Origin of the sequence: Caballeronia temeraria (genome assembly GCF_001544795.2) — a bacterium.
Lineage (GTDB): Bacteria > Pseudomonadota > Gammaproteobacteria > Burkholderiales > Burkholderiaceae > Caballeronia > Caballeronia temeraria.
On the sequence record NZ_FCOI02000004.1, the window covers coordinates 297,646 to 314,366 of the forward strand.

Consider the following 16,721-nt stretch of genomic DNA (forward strand, 5'->3'; position numbering starts at 1 on the left):
CGACGCGTTCGCGCGCAGCACATGCTCCACGCGGCCGATCCTATTTCGACAACAGCCCGAACACCGCGACGCCGTTCTTCGTGCCGACGTACACCTTGCCGTTCGCGATCATCGGCGTGATGAACTTGTTGCCCGCGCCGAACTGGTCGCGCGTGCCCGCGTCGTTGCTGCTGTAGAGCTGGCGGGCGAGGTTCGTCGCGTCGTAGGCGCGCAGCGCGCCCGTCGTGCCGTTCTGCGCCGCCCACAGGATGCCGTTCGACGTGCCGTTCGCGGAAATGCTCGGCGTCGCGCCGGGAAACGCGAACGTATTCGATGTCTGGCTCGCCGGCGTGCCCGCGAGCAGCGCGTTGGTGACCGGGAACGCGCGAATGCTGTCGCCGACCGCGCCGAAATAGACCGTGTTGTTGAAATACGCGGGCGCGCCGAACATCGGTCCGCGAATCTGGCCGACGAGTTCCTGATAGATGTGGTCCGCGTTCGAATCGAACTTGCCCATCGAAAAGCGGTTCACGACGTAGATCGTCGAGTTTTTCCCCGCGCCGATCGCGAGATGCCGGACGGCGCCGCTCGCGTCGGTGAAATCGGGCAACACCATCGCGCCGCCGGAGCCGAGATCCTCGTCCTCATTCGATTCCTGCACCGTGTTCGATGGCTGGAAATAGTCCTGCACCCTGAGCGGCGACGTGTCGAGCCTCAGAAAACCGTTGCCGAAATTGCTGTTGATCGGCATTTCCTGCGCGTTCTGCGTCGGGTCGAAGGTGCCGTTGGCGTCGAGGAAAAAGATCGCCTGGCCGTCCGATGCGAGCCCCGCGCCGCTCATCCAGATCGAGCCCATCTGGCCGTTCGGCGTGACGTTCAGCACGCTCGCCTGCTGCAGCGTGTTCGCGTCGTAGCCCATGACCCAGCCGGTGTACGGCATGAAATCGCAGTGCGAGGTCCACGACGTGTACACGACGCCGTTCATCAGCAGCAGCGACGCGCGCTCGGCGTACTGGCCCGGATCGAAGGTCAGCGTGCCGTTCTGGCTGCCCGCGCCGTTGCCCGGATAGGTCGCGCGGATCTCGGTGGGACCGTTGAAGAGTTCGGCCCCGGTCGTGACGTCGAGCGCGTGGATGCGCTGGTGATACGCGCCCGACGCGTCCTTCGACATGCCGACGACGTACATCGCGCCATTCGGTCCGCGCGTCCGGTCGATGACCGGCGTCGCCGTGACGCCGATGGTCGGCGTGATCTGCGTGCACTTGTGGTCGTCGCTGGGCGATTCGCCGTTGCCGAGCGTCGAGACTTTCCACAGCACGGCGCCGCTGTCGGCGTCGAACGCGTAGACGCTCGCGTTTTCGGTCGCGACGTACAGCACGTTGTGCGTGCCGCCCGCGACCATGACGCCCGACAGAAAGAGCGGCTGGGCATCGACGGCGCCATCGACCGAAAAGAGCGCGAGCTTGCCGAAGGTGCTCTGATTGACGTTCGCGGGCGTCAGCACGGTTTCGGCGAGCTGCTGTCCGGTGCGCGCGATGTCGTTATGCCAGGTGACCACATCTTTCGATACGGCCGCCGCGGGCGCCGACGGGCTCGACGCAGGCGCCGACGGACTCGATGCGGCCGCCGGCGCGCTGCCGCTCGCCGCAGTGGACGTGTCGCCGGAGCCGCCGCTGCACGCGACGACGACCGCCGCGATGATTGCCGTCGCGCCGAACGCCGCGATGCGAGCCGAAAAAAGCGTCTTCATCTGCATGCTCCCTCTGAGGGCCGGAACAACGCGGCGCTTCGTTTTTGTGTACGGTCAATTCCCCGAAAGATATTTGTTGCAACGCGTCATATTGTGCTAACCTAGGGTTATTACCTAGTTAGTTACCCCTAGTACGGAGTCCATTATGGGAATCATCGCTGCCACGCCGATCGCCCTCGTTTCCTTCATCGTCGCCACCGTGCGCAACGCACTTGCCACGCGCGCCAAGGTCAGCGCGCTGATGGCCGAAGCGTATCGCCGGACGTAACGCGCGGGCGGCGGGGAAAATTCCCCGCCGCCGCGTTTCCCGCATCACTGCACCGTGTAGGCAATCACGTAATCGCCCGCTTTCGTGCCGAGCGATCCGTGACCGCCCGCCGTCACGAGCACGTACTGTTTGCCGCTTGCATCGGCGTAGCTTATCGGTGTCGCCTGGCCGCCCGCCGGCAAACGCGCTTCCCATAGCTTCTTGCCGTCGCGCACGTCGTAGGCGCGCACGTACTGATCCAGCGTGCCCGTCAGGAACGCGACGCCGCCCGCCGTCACGATCGTCCCGCCGAGGCTCGGCACGCCGAGCGGCATCGGAATGGGCAGCGGCGCGCTGTCGATGATCGTGCCGTTCTTGTGCATCCACGTGATTTTCTGCGTGCGCAGATCCACGCCCGCGATGTAGCCCCACGGCGGCGCCTGGCATGGAATCCCGAGCGGCGAAAGAAACGCGCTGATCTCAAAGCCGAACGGCGTGCCGCGCGCGAGCTTGATGCCGCTCGTTTCGCTGCCCTTCTTTTCGCCGTTGTTCTCGGGAATCTTGTCGCGCGGAATCAGTTTCGACGTGAACGCCATGTAATCCGGATTCGCGATCAGAATCTGCCGCACCGGATCGACGGAAATGCCGCCCCAGTCGAACACGCCGAAGTTGCCCGGGAACACGAGCGACCCCTGCTCCGATGGCGGCGTGTAAGGCCCGTCGTAGCGCAGACTCTTGAACTTGATCCGGCACCAGAGCTGATCGAACGGCGTCGTGCCCCACATGTCGGCTTCCGTCACGCGCGGCGGGTTGAAATTCAGCGCGGAGACCGCCTGCGTCGGCGCGGTGTGATCGCCCTTCGCCGCGCCGCCCGGCACCGCGACTTCGCTGATCGGCACGATCGGCTTGCCGGTTTCGCGGTTCAGCACGTAGAGGCTGCCCTGTTTCGTCGATGCGATCACCGCCGGCTGCACGCCTTGTGCCGTCTGCAGGTCGACGAGCGTCGGCTGGCCGCCGACATCCATATCCCACAAATCGTGATGCGTGAACTGATAGTTCCAGCGCAGCTTGCCCGTCGCCGCATCGAGCGCGACGAGGCCGGCGCCGAACTTCTCGGCCTGCGGCGTGCGTTGACCGCCCCACTGATCGGGCGTCTGATTGCCCATCGGCAGATAGATCATGCCGCGTTTCTCGTCGACGCTGAACATCGACCACATGTTCGGCGAGTTGCGCACGTAGGTGCCGCCCGCCGCGATCGGCTCGGTGGCGTCCGGGTTGCCGGAATCCCAGTTCCAGACGAGATGGCCGTCGTTGACGTCGAATGCGCGGATCACGCCTGACGGCTCGTTGTTCGATTCGTTGTCGGTCACGTGGCCGCCGACGATCACGAGATTCTGGAAGACGGCCGGCGGCGACGTCGAGTAATAGCCGCCCGGCGTGAACGGGCCGATGTTCGCGCGCAGATCGATCGCGCCGTCCTTTCCGAAACTCGCGCACGGCTTGCCGGTGTCGGCGTCGAGCGCGATCAGGCGGGCATCGGCGGTCGGCAGAAACAGGCGATGCGGGCATTCGGCCTGCGCCGTGGTTTGCGCGGGCGTCTGCACGGGCGCCGATGCTTCCGTCGGCGCCGATGCGGCATCGACCGGTGCGGAAGCCGCAGCGGCGTCGGAAGCGGAGGCTGAAGCGGCAGGCATCGGATGCATCGACCCATCGTAATAAGCGACGCCACGGCAAGTCATGTGCTCCCAATGCTTGAATCCGATCGGGCTCTGAATCTGCGGATCGTAGCGCCACTTTTCCTTGCCGCTCGCGGCATCGAGCGCGATCACCTTGCTATGCGGCGTGCACAGAAAAATCGTGTCGCCGATCTTGAGCGGCGTGTTCTCGTCGGTGGTTTCGGTCGGATCGTCGGCGCCGGGCATGTCGCCGGTGCGAAACGTCCACGCCACCTTCAACTGATGCGCGTTCTCCGGCGTGATCTGCGTGAGCGGCACGTAGCGCTGCGCGAGCGGCGAGCCGCCATAGTCGATCCAGTCGCCCGGCGCGCGGCCGGTCGCGGCGTTGGCATCGGGCTGGTTGGGATCGGCGGCGACAGTCAAGTCGATGCGTCCCGGCAGGTCGTGCGGATGGTTGAACCAGGTGCCGGCACCGAGCAGCAGCGCGAGGATGATCGCGGCGGCGAGCGGCGTGCGTGCCGCGCGCGCGGTGGAAGGCGGCCCGAACAGCGCGCCGCCGTGCACGAAAGGAATCAGCAGCCAGATGCCGAGCAGCACCCAGATCCACAGGCGCGGCATCAGTTGCCAGAAATCGAAATGCACTTCGACGACGGCCCATATCGTCGATCCGAACAGGACCAGCGCAAAGAGCAGCAGCGCGGAGCGCCGCCGGATCAGCAACAGCAATCCGGTCAGGACGATGGCCACGCCCGCGACCACGTAGTACCACGACCCCTTCAGCGCGACGAGATAAGCGCCGCCCGCCGCCAGCGCCACGCCGATGACGATGAACACGATGGCCGTGAAAAACGTGAGCGGATTGAGTCTTCCGTTGCCAGCCATGCTGAAATCCTCCGTGACGATGAAAGGCGGAACACGGCCGTCTGGCGGTCGTGGTTCGGACGCTGTCGCTTGGAGGGAAGGAGCAATCGCTGTGCCGTTTCGGCGGGCGATGGCGTGTGCGAGGAGTGCTTACAGATGGCTTGCCGGATGAAGCCGGATCAGAGCGGTCTCGGCCAGAGCCCGCCGTGCACGCCCGCGGGCATGACGCCTGACGTGAACGCCGCCTTGAGATCGGCACGCTCGGAGAAACGCGGCGCATCGAACCACGTCAGGAATTCCTCGCGCCAGTTGCCCCACGCGTTTTCGTCGAAATCGAAATCTTCGTCGATTCGGCCGTTATCGCGCAGATAGGCGCCGACCACTTGCGTGCCGTTCCAGTACGCGACGGCCACATCGGTGAGATCGGCCGTCACGCCGCGCGGCAGATCGCGCAGCATCATCGCAACGTGCGCCTTGAACGATTTGAATTCGGTCGGTCTCATCGCCTGCTCCGCTTCGAAAAAGTGCGTGAAAAAAACCTGCATGCGGCACGCTCGTTCAGTTGAACACGCCCTTGTTCAAATCCTTCTCGAACGCGGCGGTCCATTCCGTGCCGTGTCCGATGCGATATTCGCGTTCCTTCAGCGTGGAACGTCGCGTGATGGTTACGGTGCCTTGCAGCGGATAGACATCGTCCACGATGTCGGAAGCGCCGCCTTCCTGAACGAGAAAATCGCCCTCGTCGAGACGATGGCGCGCGAGAATCGCGAGGAAATCCGCTTTTTCGTCGGGTGCGATCACAGTCATGTCGCCCTCCGTGGTCGAAGGCTGCTTCCATTCAAAGTAGCACACGCGCGGAGGAACGTCGGCGCATATCTTGCGACGAGCGCGGGACGGCGCACGCGCCTTTTCCGGGAATCGAATGTCGATGAAACGCAAAACGATGTTTCTATGCGCGGCGGCGCTCGCCTTCTGCACGCACGCGCACGCCGACGACGCCGTCTGCGGCACGCTCGAAAGCGCGACGAACGGGCAGGACGGCATGATCGCGTTGCGCGAAGGGGAAAGCGTGAATTTCTGGCGAGGCGGCACCGTGCGGCACGGCGCGCTGCATGTCTACAAGGACGGCGAGGTGTATCGCGTGTACTGGCAGCCTGAGGGAAGCGGGGACGTGTACGTGCTCGCGAACGAAGGCGCCACGAGTGTGCGGCTCATCCTGACGCCGCCGCGCGGCACGCAAGTCGACACGGGACCGGGCAGCCTGCCGCCGCAGAAAGTGCTGTCCTGTCCCGCGATGTAGCGATTACTTCGCCGCCAGCACCTTGCCGATGGCATCGGCGACGATCTGCACGTTACTGTCGTTCAGGCCCGCGACGCACATGCGGCCCGAGCGCAGGATATACACGCCGAACTCTTCCTTGAGACGGTCCGCCTGATCCGCGACGAGTCCCGTGTACGTGAACATGCCGCGCTGCCTGACGTAGCGCGTGAGCATTTCGCCGCGCACGTGGTCCTTCAGGCCGTCGTGGATCGCCTGACGCATGCGCGCGATGCGCTGGCACATCGACGCGAGCTCCTTCTCCCACGACTGCTTCAGTTCGGGCGTGTTGAGCACATGCGTGACGATTTTCGCGCCGTGCGTCGGCGGATTGCTGTAGTTCGCGCGCACCGCGCTCGTCAGCTGGCCGAGCACGCGATCGGCTTCGGCGGCATCGTCGCAAATCACGTGCAGGCCGCCGCAGCGTTCGCCGTACAGCGAGAAATTCTTCGAGAACGAATTGGCGATGAACGCCGGCACGCCACGGCGCCCGAGTTCGCGCACGGCGAAGGCGTCGTCGTCGAGGCCCGAGCCGAAGCCCTGATACGCCATGTCGACGAACGGCAGCAGGTCGCGCTTTTGCAGCACGTCGATGATCTTCACCCACTGCGCCTGATCGAGATCGACGCCCGTCGGGTTATGACAGCACGCGTGCAGCAGCACGACGCTCTTCGCGGGCAGTTTGTCGATGGCTTCGAGCATCGCGTCGAAGCGCAGGCCGCCGGTGGCTTCGTCGTAGTACGGGTACGTGTTCACGTCGAAACCCGCGCGCTCGAAGATGAACCGGTGGTTCTCCCACGTCGGATCGCTCACCCAGACCTGCGACTTCGGGAAATAGCGCTTGATGAAATCCGCGCCCACTTTCAGCGCGCCCGATCCGCCGAGCGTCTGCACGCTCGCGATGCGGCCATCGGCGCGCGCCGGGCTGTCGTTGCCGAACACGAGCGCCTGCACGGCGTCGCGATAATGCGCGAAACCGGCCATCGGCAGATAGGGCTTCGGGCCGAGTTCCTTCAGGATCGACAGTTCCGCGTCGCGCACGGCCTGCATCACGGGCAGGCGGCCTTCGTCATCGAAGTAAATCCCGATGCTCAGGTTGACCTTGTTCGTGCGCGGATCTTTCTGGAAGTTTTCGTTCAGCGACAGGATCGGGTCGCCGGGGTAAGCATCGATATGTTCGAACATGGTGACGGTATTTGGACGAGAGATCAGCAAGAGCGGCCGCGTCAGTCTCCGCGCGCGGCCCGAGTTTTGAGATAGTAGCCGATTCCGAGAACGGCCAGCCAGACGGGAATCAGGTACACGGAGAGGCGCAGGTCGGGAATCGCGTACATCACCCAGACGATGCCCGCGAGAAACGCAAGCACGATGTAGTTCGTGAACGGATGACCGAAGCTCGCGAAGGTCGTGACTTCGGCGTTCGCGCGCTTATGCCGGCGGAACATGAGGTGGATGATGCTGATCATCGCCCAGTTGATGACGAGCGCCGACACCGCGAGGCCCATCAGCAGGCCGAACGCGCGCCCCGGAATCACGTAGTTGATGACGACGCACGCCGCCGTCACCAGCGCCGACACCGCCAGCGCCGCGAGCGGAATGCCGCGCCCGCTCACGTTGAGCAGCGCGCGCGGCGCGTTGCCCTGCTGCGCGAGGCCGTAGAGCATGCGGCTGTTCGCATAGACGCCGCTGTTGTACACGGAGAGCGCGGCCGTCAGCACGATCACGTTGAGCACGTTCGCCACGATCGTGCTGTTCATCTCGCGGAATATCAGCACGAACGGACTGCCGCCGGTCGCGACCTTGTCCCACGGATAAAGCGAAAGCAGCACGCCGAGCGCGCCGACATAGAAAATCAGGATGCGGTAGATGACCTGATTGGTCGCGCGCGGAATGCTGCGCGACGGATCTTCCGCTTCCGCCGCCGTGATGCCGACGAGTTCCAGCCCGCCGAACGAGAACATGATGACGGCCATCGACATGACGAGTCCGTGCACGCCGTTCGGAAAGAAGCCGCCGAGCCGCCACAGGTTCGCGACGCTCGCCTCCGGCCCCGCTTTTCCTGATACGAGCAGAAAGACGCCGAACAGGATCATGCCGACGATCGCCGCCACTTTCACGATCGCGAACCAGAACTCGGTCTCGCCGTAGGACTTCACGCTCGTCAGGTTGATCGCGTTGACGATCACGAAGCACGCGAGCGCCGATATCCACATGGGCAGCCCCGGCCACCAGTACTGCATGTAGATGCCGACCGCCGATAGCTCCGCCATGCTCACCAGGATGTAAATGGCCCAGTAGTTCCAGCCGGAGATGAAGCCGGCGGCGTGGCCCCAGTATTTGTCGGCGAAATGGCTGAAGGAACCGGCGACCGGCTCGTCGACGATCATCTCGCCCAACTGCCGCATGATGAAGAACGCCATCAGCCCGGCGATCGCGTAGCCGAGCAGCACCGATGGCCCGGCGAGCTTGATCGTCTGCGCGACGCCGAGAAACAGCCCGGTGCCGATCGCGCCGCCAAGCGCGATCAGCTGGATATGGCGGCTCTTGAGTCCGCGCCTGAGTGTGTCGTGTGTGGAGGTGTCGTTCGTCGTGGGTGAAGCCATGTCGATGCCTGTTGCACTGCAAAAAATGCCGCTCGCAAAGATCGAACGATCGCGCGAGTCGTTTCGTCCGATTTTTTGGTCTGCTCTTTGGTAAAAACTGTTGTTTTTTCGTGCGGATGACCCCACAAGCCGCTGCAAAAAAGGCCGATTATCAGCGCACGGACCTGCGATTTTACCGCTCACGAACCGTGAAGCCTTGGTGGGCGGACCTGGCGCAGCGCGCTGACGATTTCCAGAGCGCACAACAAACGAATTGAGGCCGTAATCAGGGGTTGTTCGGAGGATTGCTTGGGGCGCGTCGGCGGGAGAATTGCACCATCCACTCACGACGGGGTCGCCATGTATCAGACGATGGAAGGAAACGCCAGGCCGCATCGCACGGCGCAGTGTTTCACGGAAGGATCGCAGGACGGCGCGGCAGTCACGCAGGCCGAGTTGCTGAATGCGTTGCAGTCGGTGTCGGACAACATCATGCGCCTCGCCGGCAAGCTGCGCGGCGAGCGCGATGCCACCGCCGACGATGCAGAGTCCATCACCGAGCAGCATGCGCTCGCGCAAGAGCTGATCGGACGTTTGCTGGCGCTGCCCGCGTCGCAGGCGTGACGGATTACAGGACCAACAGGGCCAACAGTAGGAGAGCAGCGGTGACGGCATGAGCCGCCCGCGCTCGGAGCATCGGGGAGAAGGAAATGAGCTACTTGACGATCATCGCGGCGGTCTGGGGTGTGTGCGCGGCCGGCGCGGTGCTGTTCATCCGCGGCGCGGCGCAGCGCAATCAGGAACCGCAACGCACGCAGAGCGAACGCGAGCCGGTCGCGCCCGCCTCGAAGGACTTCAGTCACCCGGCCTGACACGATGACCGCGGCGAGGCGCCCACACGCCTCGCCGGATAAGCAGGCCGCTTATTTGCCCGCGTTGATCGCAGCGACCGCTGCGCGCAGGCCGAGCAAGTAGCTATCCACGCCGAAGCCGGAAATCTGCCCTCTCGCGATTTCCGCGAATACCGATTTGTGGCGGAACTCTTCGCGCGCGTGCACGTGCGACATGTGCACTTCGATGATCGGCGCCTTCAAAATGGCGAGCGCATCGCGGATCGCGTAGCTGTAGTGCGTCCACGCGCCCGCGTTGATCACGATCGCATCCACGTTTTCCTCGAACGCGCGATGAATGCGCGAGCACATCTCGCCTTCGATATTCGTCTGGTAACCCTCCACGTCCACGCCCAGCTCCTTGCCGAGCGCGGCCATTTGCTCGTCGATCTGCGCGAGCGTCGCCGTGCCGTACTGCTTCGGATCGCGCTTGCCGAACATGTTGAGGTTGACGCCGTGCAGCGTCAGGATCTTTGCCATGTGATTTCCTTGAACGGAATGGGGAATTGAAAAGATTCAGGCGGTCTCGACGATCTTTCCGCTCGTGGCGGCAAGAACGATGGCCTCGGTGATCCGCAGATTCTGCAGCCCGTCGCGCGCGCTGACAATAGGCTCGGATTCTCCGCGCGCCACGCGCCCGAAATGTTCCATCTGATGCGCGAGCGGATCGTCGCGCTGCATCGCCACGATGGTTTCGTCGAACGGCTTCCACCATGAGCGGTCTTCGGCCTTCGAATAGGACTTGAGACGCATCGTCGGCACGGAAAGCGAGCCGAAGGTGCCCGCGATCACGTAGCAGTCTTCGTCGGGATAAGTGGAATACGCCTTGTTCTCCTGCGAAGTCTGCTCCCAGCTTCGCGGACACGCGGCGGTATCGGACAGCATGAAAGTGCCGAGCGCGCCGCTCGCGAAACGCAGATTGATCGCGACGGTATCTTCGACGGGAAAGCCGCGCGTCGCGTGCGAAGCGAACGCCTGCACCGCGACGATGTCGCCGCACAGCATGCGCAGGTTGTGCACCTCGTGGATCATGTTGAGCAGGATCGGACCGCCGCCCGGCTCGCGCCGCCACGGTGCGCTCGCGTAATACTCGTCGGGCTTGAAGAACACGGCGCTGCCCATCACCGCGACGAGCTTGCCGAGACGCCCTTCGTCGATGACCTGCTTCGCGCGCGCCATGATCGGACTATGCGCGCGATGATGCCCGATCAGCACCTTCGCGCCCGAGCGCTCGACGTCGTCGACGAGCGCCTGCGCTTGCTCGACGGTCGGCGCGATCGGCTTTTCCAGCAGGATCGGCACGCCGGCCGCGAGACACACCCGCGCATGCTCGACGTGCAACTGATTCGGCGTCGCGAGCACGATGCCGTCCGGGCGATCCTTCGCGAGCAGTTCATCGAGCGTCTTATAGAGCGGCACGCCCGCTTTCTCCGCGATTGCCGCGGCGGCCGGCGCCGGATCGACGATGGCGGAAAGCGTGCACGTCGCACTCGACTGCGCGACGCCCATGTGCGCCTGTCCGATATAACCCGCGCCCGCCACCGCGATACGCGTCTTGCCTGAGTCTGTATTCACTTGAATTCACCGGTTGAGAAAAAATGCGCACGCGAGAGCACGCGGACGGCGCGGTTCGCGCGCCGCCGTGAGAAAAACCAATCGAGGGAATGAGTGCTAGGAAGCCCGCGCGTTCGCGACGGATTCCGCGCGCAGGCGGTCGTACTCGGACTTTTCGACCGGCCGCGCGTCCTGCTCGCCGAGCTGGTTGAGCGGAATGCGATACGTCTCCCGCGCGCTCCACGCGGCGATCGCCGAGATGATCGTGACGACGAGCGTGATCGAGCCGATGGTGAACGGAATGTTCGTCGATCCCGGCGGCGCGACCGTCGCGAACAGCGCGGGCAGCAGCGCGGTGATGGTCGTGCCGACGTTCTGCGAGATGGCCATCGCGGAAACGCGCGTGCGCGTCGGGAAGAGCTCGGGATAGAAGCTCGGGAAAATCGCGTTATAGCCCTGATAAACGATGCCCCACATCAGCAGCGACGCGCCGATCGCCATGCCGACGCTGTGAATGCTGATCGCGTAGAGATACAGATACGACAGCAGCCCGGAGGCGATCGCCCCGACGATGATCGGCGGCTTGCGCCCGATCTTGTCGGAGAGATTGCCGACGATCGGAATCACGATGACCGCAAGAATGTTGCCGACGACCGGAATCCACAAATACACGCTCTTGTGAAAGCCGACGCCGTACGCCGCCTGCACCGCGTACGCCGCGCCGAAAATGGTCGCGACCACGGGAATCACATTCATCAGCGCCATGCAGACGACGCGGATCATGTCGCCGAGGTTGTACTTGAAGGCATCGACGATCGGCGAGCGCGGCACCGCGCCCTTTTCGCCCTCTTTCTCGAAGGCGGGCGTTTCGTGCACTTCGCGCCGGATGATGTAGCCCGCGATCAGCACGAACGCCGAAAGCAGGAACGGAATGCGCCAGCCCCAGCTATTGAACGAATCCTCCGGCATGTAGTACGCGAGCGGCAGGAACACGGCGGCGGCGAGAATCTGGCCGGCCTGCACGCCCTGCAGCGTGAAGCTCGCGAAATAGCCGCGCCGTCCGAACGGCGAGTGTTCGAGGATCATCGAGCTTGCGCCGGAGATTTCGCCCGCGACCGCGAAGCCCTGGACCAGCCGCAGGACGACGAGGAGCGTCGGCGCGAGCATGCCGACGCTGTGATAGGTCGGCAGCAGGCCGACGGCCATCGTCGAGAAGCCCATCAGGAACATGCACAGCACGAGCACGGTCTTGCGGCCGTGCGTGTCGCCCCAGTGGCCGAGCACGAACGCGCCGATCGGACGCGCGACGTAACCGACGCCGTAGGTCGCGAGCGACGCGACGATCGCCACTTTCGGATTGCCGGACGGAAAGAAGAGCTGCGGAAAGATCAGCGCGGCGGCCTGCGCGTAGATGAAGAAGTCGTAGTACTCGAGCGCGGAGCCGATCCAGCCGCTCGCGGTCGCCTTCTTCGTCTGCTTGTGGTGCTCGGCGTGCGACCCGCCTTGCGCACCGGGTGAGAGAGAGTTCGTGTCCATGACGTCTCCTTTTTTGAATCGCCCGACGGTTTCTGTGGCCATCTCAACGACGATACTGCTTCTTTTCCTTCCTCACCGACGATGCCTTCGCGGCATCGCGCGCAAGACATCAAAGCATCATCGCCCCTGGATCGAAAGCTTTCGATGAGGCAAAACCCGCGCGTGCGTCGGACATGAAAGGCTTGAGCGCTAAATTACTATGTCCGCGCGAAAACATAATCCGGCGCGAAGGAAAGTCAGAATGTGCTCCGAGCGAATAATCACCCAAACGACCTAAGCCGCGCCTAAGTCATGCCTAAAGAATGGGCAAACGACGCCGTATACACGAGTACCGGCGGTGACGGCATCGCCGCGGCATTCATATTCGCTCTCTCGTTGGCCGATCTTCCGTATGTCAGGCAATCCGACCTTGATCGATTCGATTCTGGCCACGCCGGCTACGGAGGACGGGCGCATCACGCCCGCGATCCGCGCGTCGCTGGTGTCGACGCTCGTCGAGGACGTCCGCCCGCTTCTGCTGTCCGGCTTCGCCGGCGCGTTCGTCGCGGTGATCGCGCTCGGACGCCAGCAAACGCTCTGGGCGATGCTCTGGCTCGCCATCGACACGATTCTGCTCGGCGCGCGTCTTTCGATCGTGCACCGCTATCGCGCGCTCGGCCGTCGGGACGCGCCGCATCCCGGTCCGTGGGCCGCGCGCTATGCGCCGTTCGGACTCGCCGCCTGCCTCGTGACCGGCCTGGGCACGATGGCCTGCGTCCTGTCCGGCGACGCCGTGCTCGCCGCGCTCGCGATCATGGTGACGGCGGGCCTGCTCGGCGGCATCGCGTCGCGCAACGCGGGCACGCCGCATCTGGCGATCGCGCAGGTGTGCCTCGGCGCGCTGCCGATCGGCGCCGGCGGCCTCTTCGGGCCGCCGGGCTATTGGATTCTCGTGCCGCCGCTCGTGCTCTATATCGGCGCGATGTGCGCGGTCGTGCAGCGTCACTATCGCGGCCTCGTCGCGCTGATGGCCGCCGAACAGGGCCACGCCGAAATCGCCGCGCGCTTCGACGCGGCGCTCGCGCATATGCCGCACGGCCTGTGCACCGTGGATGCGTCGGGCAAGGTGGTGATCGCGAATCGCAAGGCGGCGGAGCTGTTCGGCGCGACCGTCGACACGCTGCGGTTGAACGTTTCGCTGCCGGAGTTCATCGGCTATGTCGGGCTCGCGAAATTCGGCGAGTCGCTGCGCGAGCAATTTGCCGAGCGATGCGCGCAGTGGCTCGAAGACGGCAAGCTGCCGCTCGATCTCCCGCTGCGCGACGGCCGCCATCTCGAACTGAGCCGCAATCCGGTGCCGGACGGCAGTTCGGTGATCATCATCGAGGACGTCACGGAGCGCCGCAAAGCCGAGGCGAAAATCCTGCACTGGGCGCATCACGACTCGCTCACGGGGCTGCCGAACCGGCGCTATCTCGGCGATTACGCCGCGCGTCTGATGGCAGGCGCGGTCGGCCGCGAGAAAGTGATGGTGATGTACGTGGATCTCGACGGCTTCAAGCACGTCAACGACACGCACGGCCACAATGCCGGCGACGCATTGCTGAAGTGCGTCGCGGACCGCCTGCGCAACGCGATGCGCCGCGGCGAGCTGGTCGCGCGTCTCGGCGGCGACGAGTTCGCGATCGTCGCGACGTATATCGCGGATGCGTCGAACGTCGTGTTCGCGCGCAAGATCATCGGCGAATTGTCCGCGCCGTACTTGCTCGGAAGCGTGGAAACGGTGCGCGTGGGCGTGAGTATCGGCATTGCGCTCGCGCGGCCGGGCGAGCTCTTCGAAAGCGCGTTGAAGCGCGCCGATGCCGCGCTGTACGAAGCGAAATCGGCGGAACGCGGCACCTACCGATTCGCCGATCGCGACGGCGAAACCAACGACGAACAAGCCGTCGCGAATGCCGATCGCGGCCGCGGCCGCACCTGGTAGCCGCCGCTACGCTTCTTCCGGCGGCGCGGCGAGCAAGGCCGTCTGAGTCGTCGTCTGCCACACGTCGAGCCACGCTTCGAGCTTGGCGGGCGGCAGCGGCCGGCTCAGATGGAAGCCCTGCGCCAGATCGCAGCGCAGCGCCCTGAGCCGCTCCAGCATCTCTTCGGTTTCGACGCCTTCGGCCACGACCTTCAGTCCCATGTTGTGCCCGAGATCGATCGTCGAGCGCACGATGGTCTCGTCGTCCTTGTGCTGGAACATGCCCATCACGAACGATTTGTCGATCTTCAGCTCGTCGACGGGCATGCGCTTCAGATACGACAGCGACGAATAACCGGTGCCGAAATCGTCGATGGACAGGCGAATGCCGAGCGCGTGCAGCCGGTCGAGCGTCTCGATGGCGTGATTTGGGTCGTCCATGATCGCGCTCTCGGTGATCTCGATCCAGATCCATTCGGGCGCGACGCCGTGCTTGTCGAGCAGGCCCTGGAAGATTTCGGGCAGCGTCGACTGGATCAGCTCGCGCGCCGACACGTTCACCGACACCGCCAGCTCGATGCCCTGCCTGCGCCACGCGGCGCACTGACCGATCGCCTTGTCGGCGACCCAGCGCGAAATCGTCTTGATGTAGCCCGTCTGCTCCGCGAACGGGATGAACTGGTCGGGCGCGACGAAGCCGCGCGTCGGATGTTCCCAGCGCACGAGCGCCTCGACATATTTCACGCGATGCGTCGCGAGATCGACCTTCGGCTGATAGTAGAGCGTCAGCTGATCGTGCTCGACGGCCTGCCGCAGCTCGCTCATCAGCGAAAGACGCTCGGCGCTGTGCTCGTCGTGGCGTTCGTCGTAGAGCGCGAAGCCGAGATTCGAGCGCTTCGCGACGTACATCGCGATATCGGCGCGGCGCAGCAGCACGTTCATGTCCGTGCCGTTCTGCGGAAACGTGACGATGCCGATGCTCGCGCCGACATCGACGAGCTGCCCTTCGATCATGATCGGCTCTTCCAGCGCGCGCAGCATCCGCGTGGCGACCCGCCGCGCGGACGGCAGATCGTTGGCGGGCAGCAGCACGGCGAATTCGTCGCCGCCCAGACGCGCGACCGTGTCGGATTTGCGTTGCAGCGCCGCGCGCAGGCGTTTGGCCACTTCGCACAGCAGCATGTCGCCGATCGGATGCCCGAGCGTGTCGTTCACGTACTTGAAGCGGTCGAGGTCCATCATCATCACGGAGAGCGGACGGTTTTCGCGCATCGCGGCGGCGATCGCCTGTTGCAGACGATCGTTGAAGAGCGCGCGATTCGGCAGGCCGGTCAGCCGGTCCATGTACGCCAGTTCCGTGATGCGCTTCTCGCGCTCCGAGATGCCGTCCCGCATCTGATTGAACGCGCGCGCCAGCTCGCCGATTTCGTCGTTCTGGCGAATTTCGATCGGCGCGGCGTAATCGCCCTGCCCGATGCGCTTCGAAAACTGCGTGAGCGCCGCGATCGGACGCGTGACCGAGCGCGCCGTGAGCACGCTGCCGACGATCGAAATCAGCACGCCGAGCAGCGTGATCAGAAGCAGCGTCGATTGCAGCCGATGGAACGGCGCGAGCGCCTCGTTCAGCGAGCGTTCGAGCAGCACCTCGATCGTGCGGCCCTCGGAATGCAGCCGCATGATGCGCGTCGCGTAGCCGTCGGCGCTGAGTTGCGCCTGATTCGTGAGCGCGTCGCGCGCGCCGTCCGCGAGCGAACTGGCGAGCACGCCCCATTTGCCGTCGTCGCCGGCCGTGAGGAACGACACGTCGAGCGAGGTGAGCGAACTCAGGTCGCGCGCGAGGGCATCGTCGACCGCGAAACCCATCACGACCCAGGCGATGGCGATCGGCGCCTTCACCGGCACCGCGACCAACTGATACGCGCGCGGACCGATCATGCCGAACGACGACGCATCGCCCTTCTTCGCGACGGTCCGGATGAGCTTGGGAAACGGAAACGCCATGCCTTCGTGGCCGACGCCGCCGCTGTCCGCGATCAGCTTGCCGTCGAGATCGACGAGCATCACGACATCCGCGTGAATGCGGTCGCCGTGATTTTGCAGCGCGGACGCGACCGTCTTGCTGTCGTGCGTCGCGACGGCCTCGCGAAAGCCGAAGTCGAGCGCGACCACGCTCGCGGCCTGCGTCAACTGCTCGCTGTTGCCGCGCAAAACCTGCGCGAACACGCGTTCGGCCACCGCCAGCTGCTCTTCCGCGTTGCGATTCGCGTTCTTCAGAATCACCGAATTGATGACGAGAAACGCCGCAGCCTGCGCGACGAGCATCAGGACCACGAAGACGAGCGCGATTCGCGCGCGCAGGCTGTGAAGGCGCATTGTGTCGGGCGTC

General features: G+C 64.6%; 15 protein-coding genes. 5 read left to right on the plus strand and 10 right to left on the minus strand.

Annotation, left to right across the window (positions count from 1 at the left end):
* Positions 1-40: 40 nt before the first annotated feature.
* Positions 41-1,729: an outer membrane protein assembly factor BamB family protein gene (locus AWB76_RS08545; protein WP_061159853.1), complete on the minus strand. Its 1,689-nt coding sequence runs from the start codon at positions 1,727-1,729 to the stop codon at positions 41-43.
* A 145-nt stretch (positions 1,730-1,874) separates the two neighbouring features.
* On the opposite strand from AWB76_RS08545, the gene AWB76_RS42660 reads away from it, so the two are divergent.
* Positions 1,875-1,997: a hypothetical protein gene (locus tag AWB76_RS42660; RefSeq protein ID WP_279616393.1), complete on the plus strand. Its 123-nt coding sequence runs from the start codon at positions 1,875-1,877 to the stop codon at positions 1,995-1,997.
* A 44-nt stretch (positions 1,998-2,041) separates the two neighbouring features.
* Here AWB76_RS42660 and AWB76_RS08550 read toward each other — a convergent pair whose 3' ends face one another.
* The 3 genes from AWB76_RS08550 to AWB76_RS08560 all read right to left on the minus strand — a co-directional run bounded on the left by AWB76_RS08550 (position 2,042) and on the right by AWB76_RS08560 (position 5,320).
* On the minus strand, positions 2,042-4,534 hold the full coding sequence (locus AWB76_RS08550; protein WP_061159685.1) for a glucose/quinate/shikimate family membrane-bound PQQ-dependent dehydrogenase: 2,493 nt from the start codon (positions 4,532-4,534) through the stop codon (positions 2,042-2,044).
* A gap of 158 nt (positions 4,535-4,692) precedes the next feature.
* A complete protein-coding gene (locus tag AWB76_RS08555) occupies positions 4,693-5,058 on the minus strand; it encodes a hypothetical protein (protein ID WP_244173268.1) in 366 nt (121 codons plus the stop codon).
* A 13-nt stretch (positions 5,059-5,071) separates the two neighbouring features.
* Complete coding sequence (locus tag AWB76_RS08560) at positions 5,072-5,320, minus strand: hypothetical protein (RefSeq protein WP_061159855.1); 249 nt, start codon at positions 5,318-5,320, stop codon at positions 5,072-5,074.
* A 121-nt stretch (positions 5,321-5,441) separates the two neighbouring features.
* On the opposite strand from AWB76_RS08560, the gene AWB76_RS08565 reads away from it, so the two are divergent.
* On the plus strand, positions 5,442-5,813 hold the full coding sequence (locus AWB76_RS08565; RefSeq protein ID WP_061159686.1) for a hypothetical protein: 372 nt from the start codon (positions 5,442-5,444) through the stop codon (positions 5,811-5,813).
* A gap of 3 nt (positions 5,814-5,816) precedes the next feature.
* On the opposite strand, the gene AWB76_RS08570 is transcribed toward AWB76_RS08565, so the two are convergent.
* Both AWB76_RS08570 and AWB76_RS08575 read right to left on the minus strand, forming a co-directional pair.
* Positions 5,817-7,016, minus strand: coding sequence for an amino acid aminotransferase (locus AWB76_RS08570; protein ID WP_061159687.1), 1,200 nt, complete (start codon positions 7,014-7,016; stop codon positions 5,817-5,819).
* A 41-nt stretch (positions 7,017-7,057) separates the two neighbouring features.
* A complete protein-coding gene (locus AWB76_RS08575) occupies positions 7,058-8,434 on the minus strand; it encodes an amino acid permease (RefSeq protein ID WP_061159688.1) in 1,377 nt (458 codons plus the stop codon).
* Between the two features lie 339 nt (positions 8,435-8,773).
* Here AWB76_RS08575 and AWB76_RS08580 point away from each other — a divergent pair, with 339 nt between their 5' ends.
* Both AWB76_RS08580 and AWB76_RS41525 read left to right on the plus strand, forming a co-directional pair.
* A complete protein-coding gene (locus AWB76_RS08580; protein WP_061159689.1) occupies positions 8,774-9,037 on the plus strand; it encodes a hypothetical protein in 264 nt (87 codons plus the stop codon).
* An 86-nt stretch (positions 9,038-9,123) separates the two neighbouring features.
* A complete protein-coding gene (locus AWB76_RS41525) occupies positions 9,124-9,285 on the plus strand; it encodes a hypothetical protein (RefSeq protein WP_167357739.1) in 162 nt (53 codons plus the stop codon).
* Positions 9,286-9,336: 51 nt separating this feature from the next.
* Here AWB76_RS41525 and aroQ read toward each other — a convergent pair whose 3' ends face one another.
* The 3 genes from aroQ to AWB76_RS08595 form a co-directional block, all read right to left on the minus strand.
* Positions 9,337-9,783 (minus strand): type II 3-dehydroquinate dehydratase, encoded by a 447-nt coding sequence (gene aroQ / locus AWB76_RS08585; protein ID WP_061159690.1) that lies wholly within the window; start codon positions 9,781-9,783, stop codon positions 9,337-9,339.
* A gap of 36 nt (positions 9,784-9,819) precedes the next feature.
* Entirely contained in the window at positions 9,820-10,878 is a 1,059-nt protein-coding gene (locus AWB76_RS08590; protein ID WP_279616394.1) for a Gfo/Idh/MocA family protein, read from the minus strand.
* A 96-nt stretch (positions 10,879-10,974) separates the two neighbouring features.
* On the minus strand, positions 10,975-12,393 hold the full coding sequence (locus AWB76_RS08595; protein WP_061159691.1) for an MFS transporter: 1,419 nt from the start codon (positions 12,391-12,393) through the stop codon (positions 10,975-10,977).
* A 391-nt stretch (positions 12,394-12,784) separates the two neighbouring features.
* Between AWB76_RS08595 and AWB76_RS08600 the strand changes: the two genes are divergently transcribed.
* A complete protein-coding gene (locus AWB76_RS08600) occupies positions 12,785-14,356 on the plus strand; it encodes a sensor domain-containing diguanylate cyclase (protein ID WP_063936313.1) in 1,572 nt (523 codons plus the stop codon).
* A gap of 6 nt (positions 14,357-14,362) precedes the next feature.
* Here AWB76_RS08600 and AWB76_RS08605 read toward each other — a convergent pair whose 3' ends face one another.
* The gene (locus tag AWB76_RS08605; RefSeq protein WP_061159692.1) at positions 14,363-16,708 is read right to left on the minus strand and encodes a bifunctional diguanylate cyclase/phosphodiesterase; all 2,346 of its coding nucleotides are present in this window, start codon (positions 16,706-16,708) and stop codon (positions 14,363-14,365) included.
* Positions 16,709-16,721: the final 13 nt, after the last annotated feature.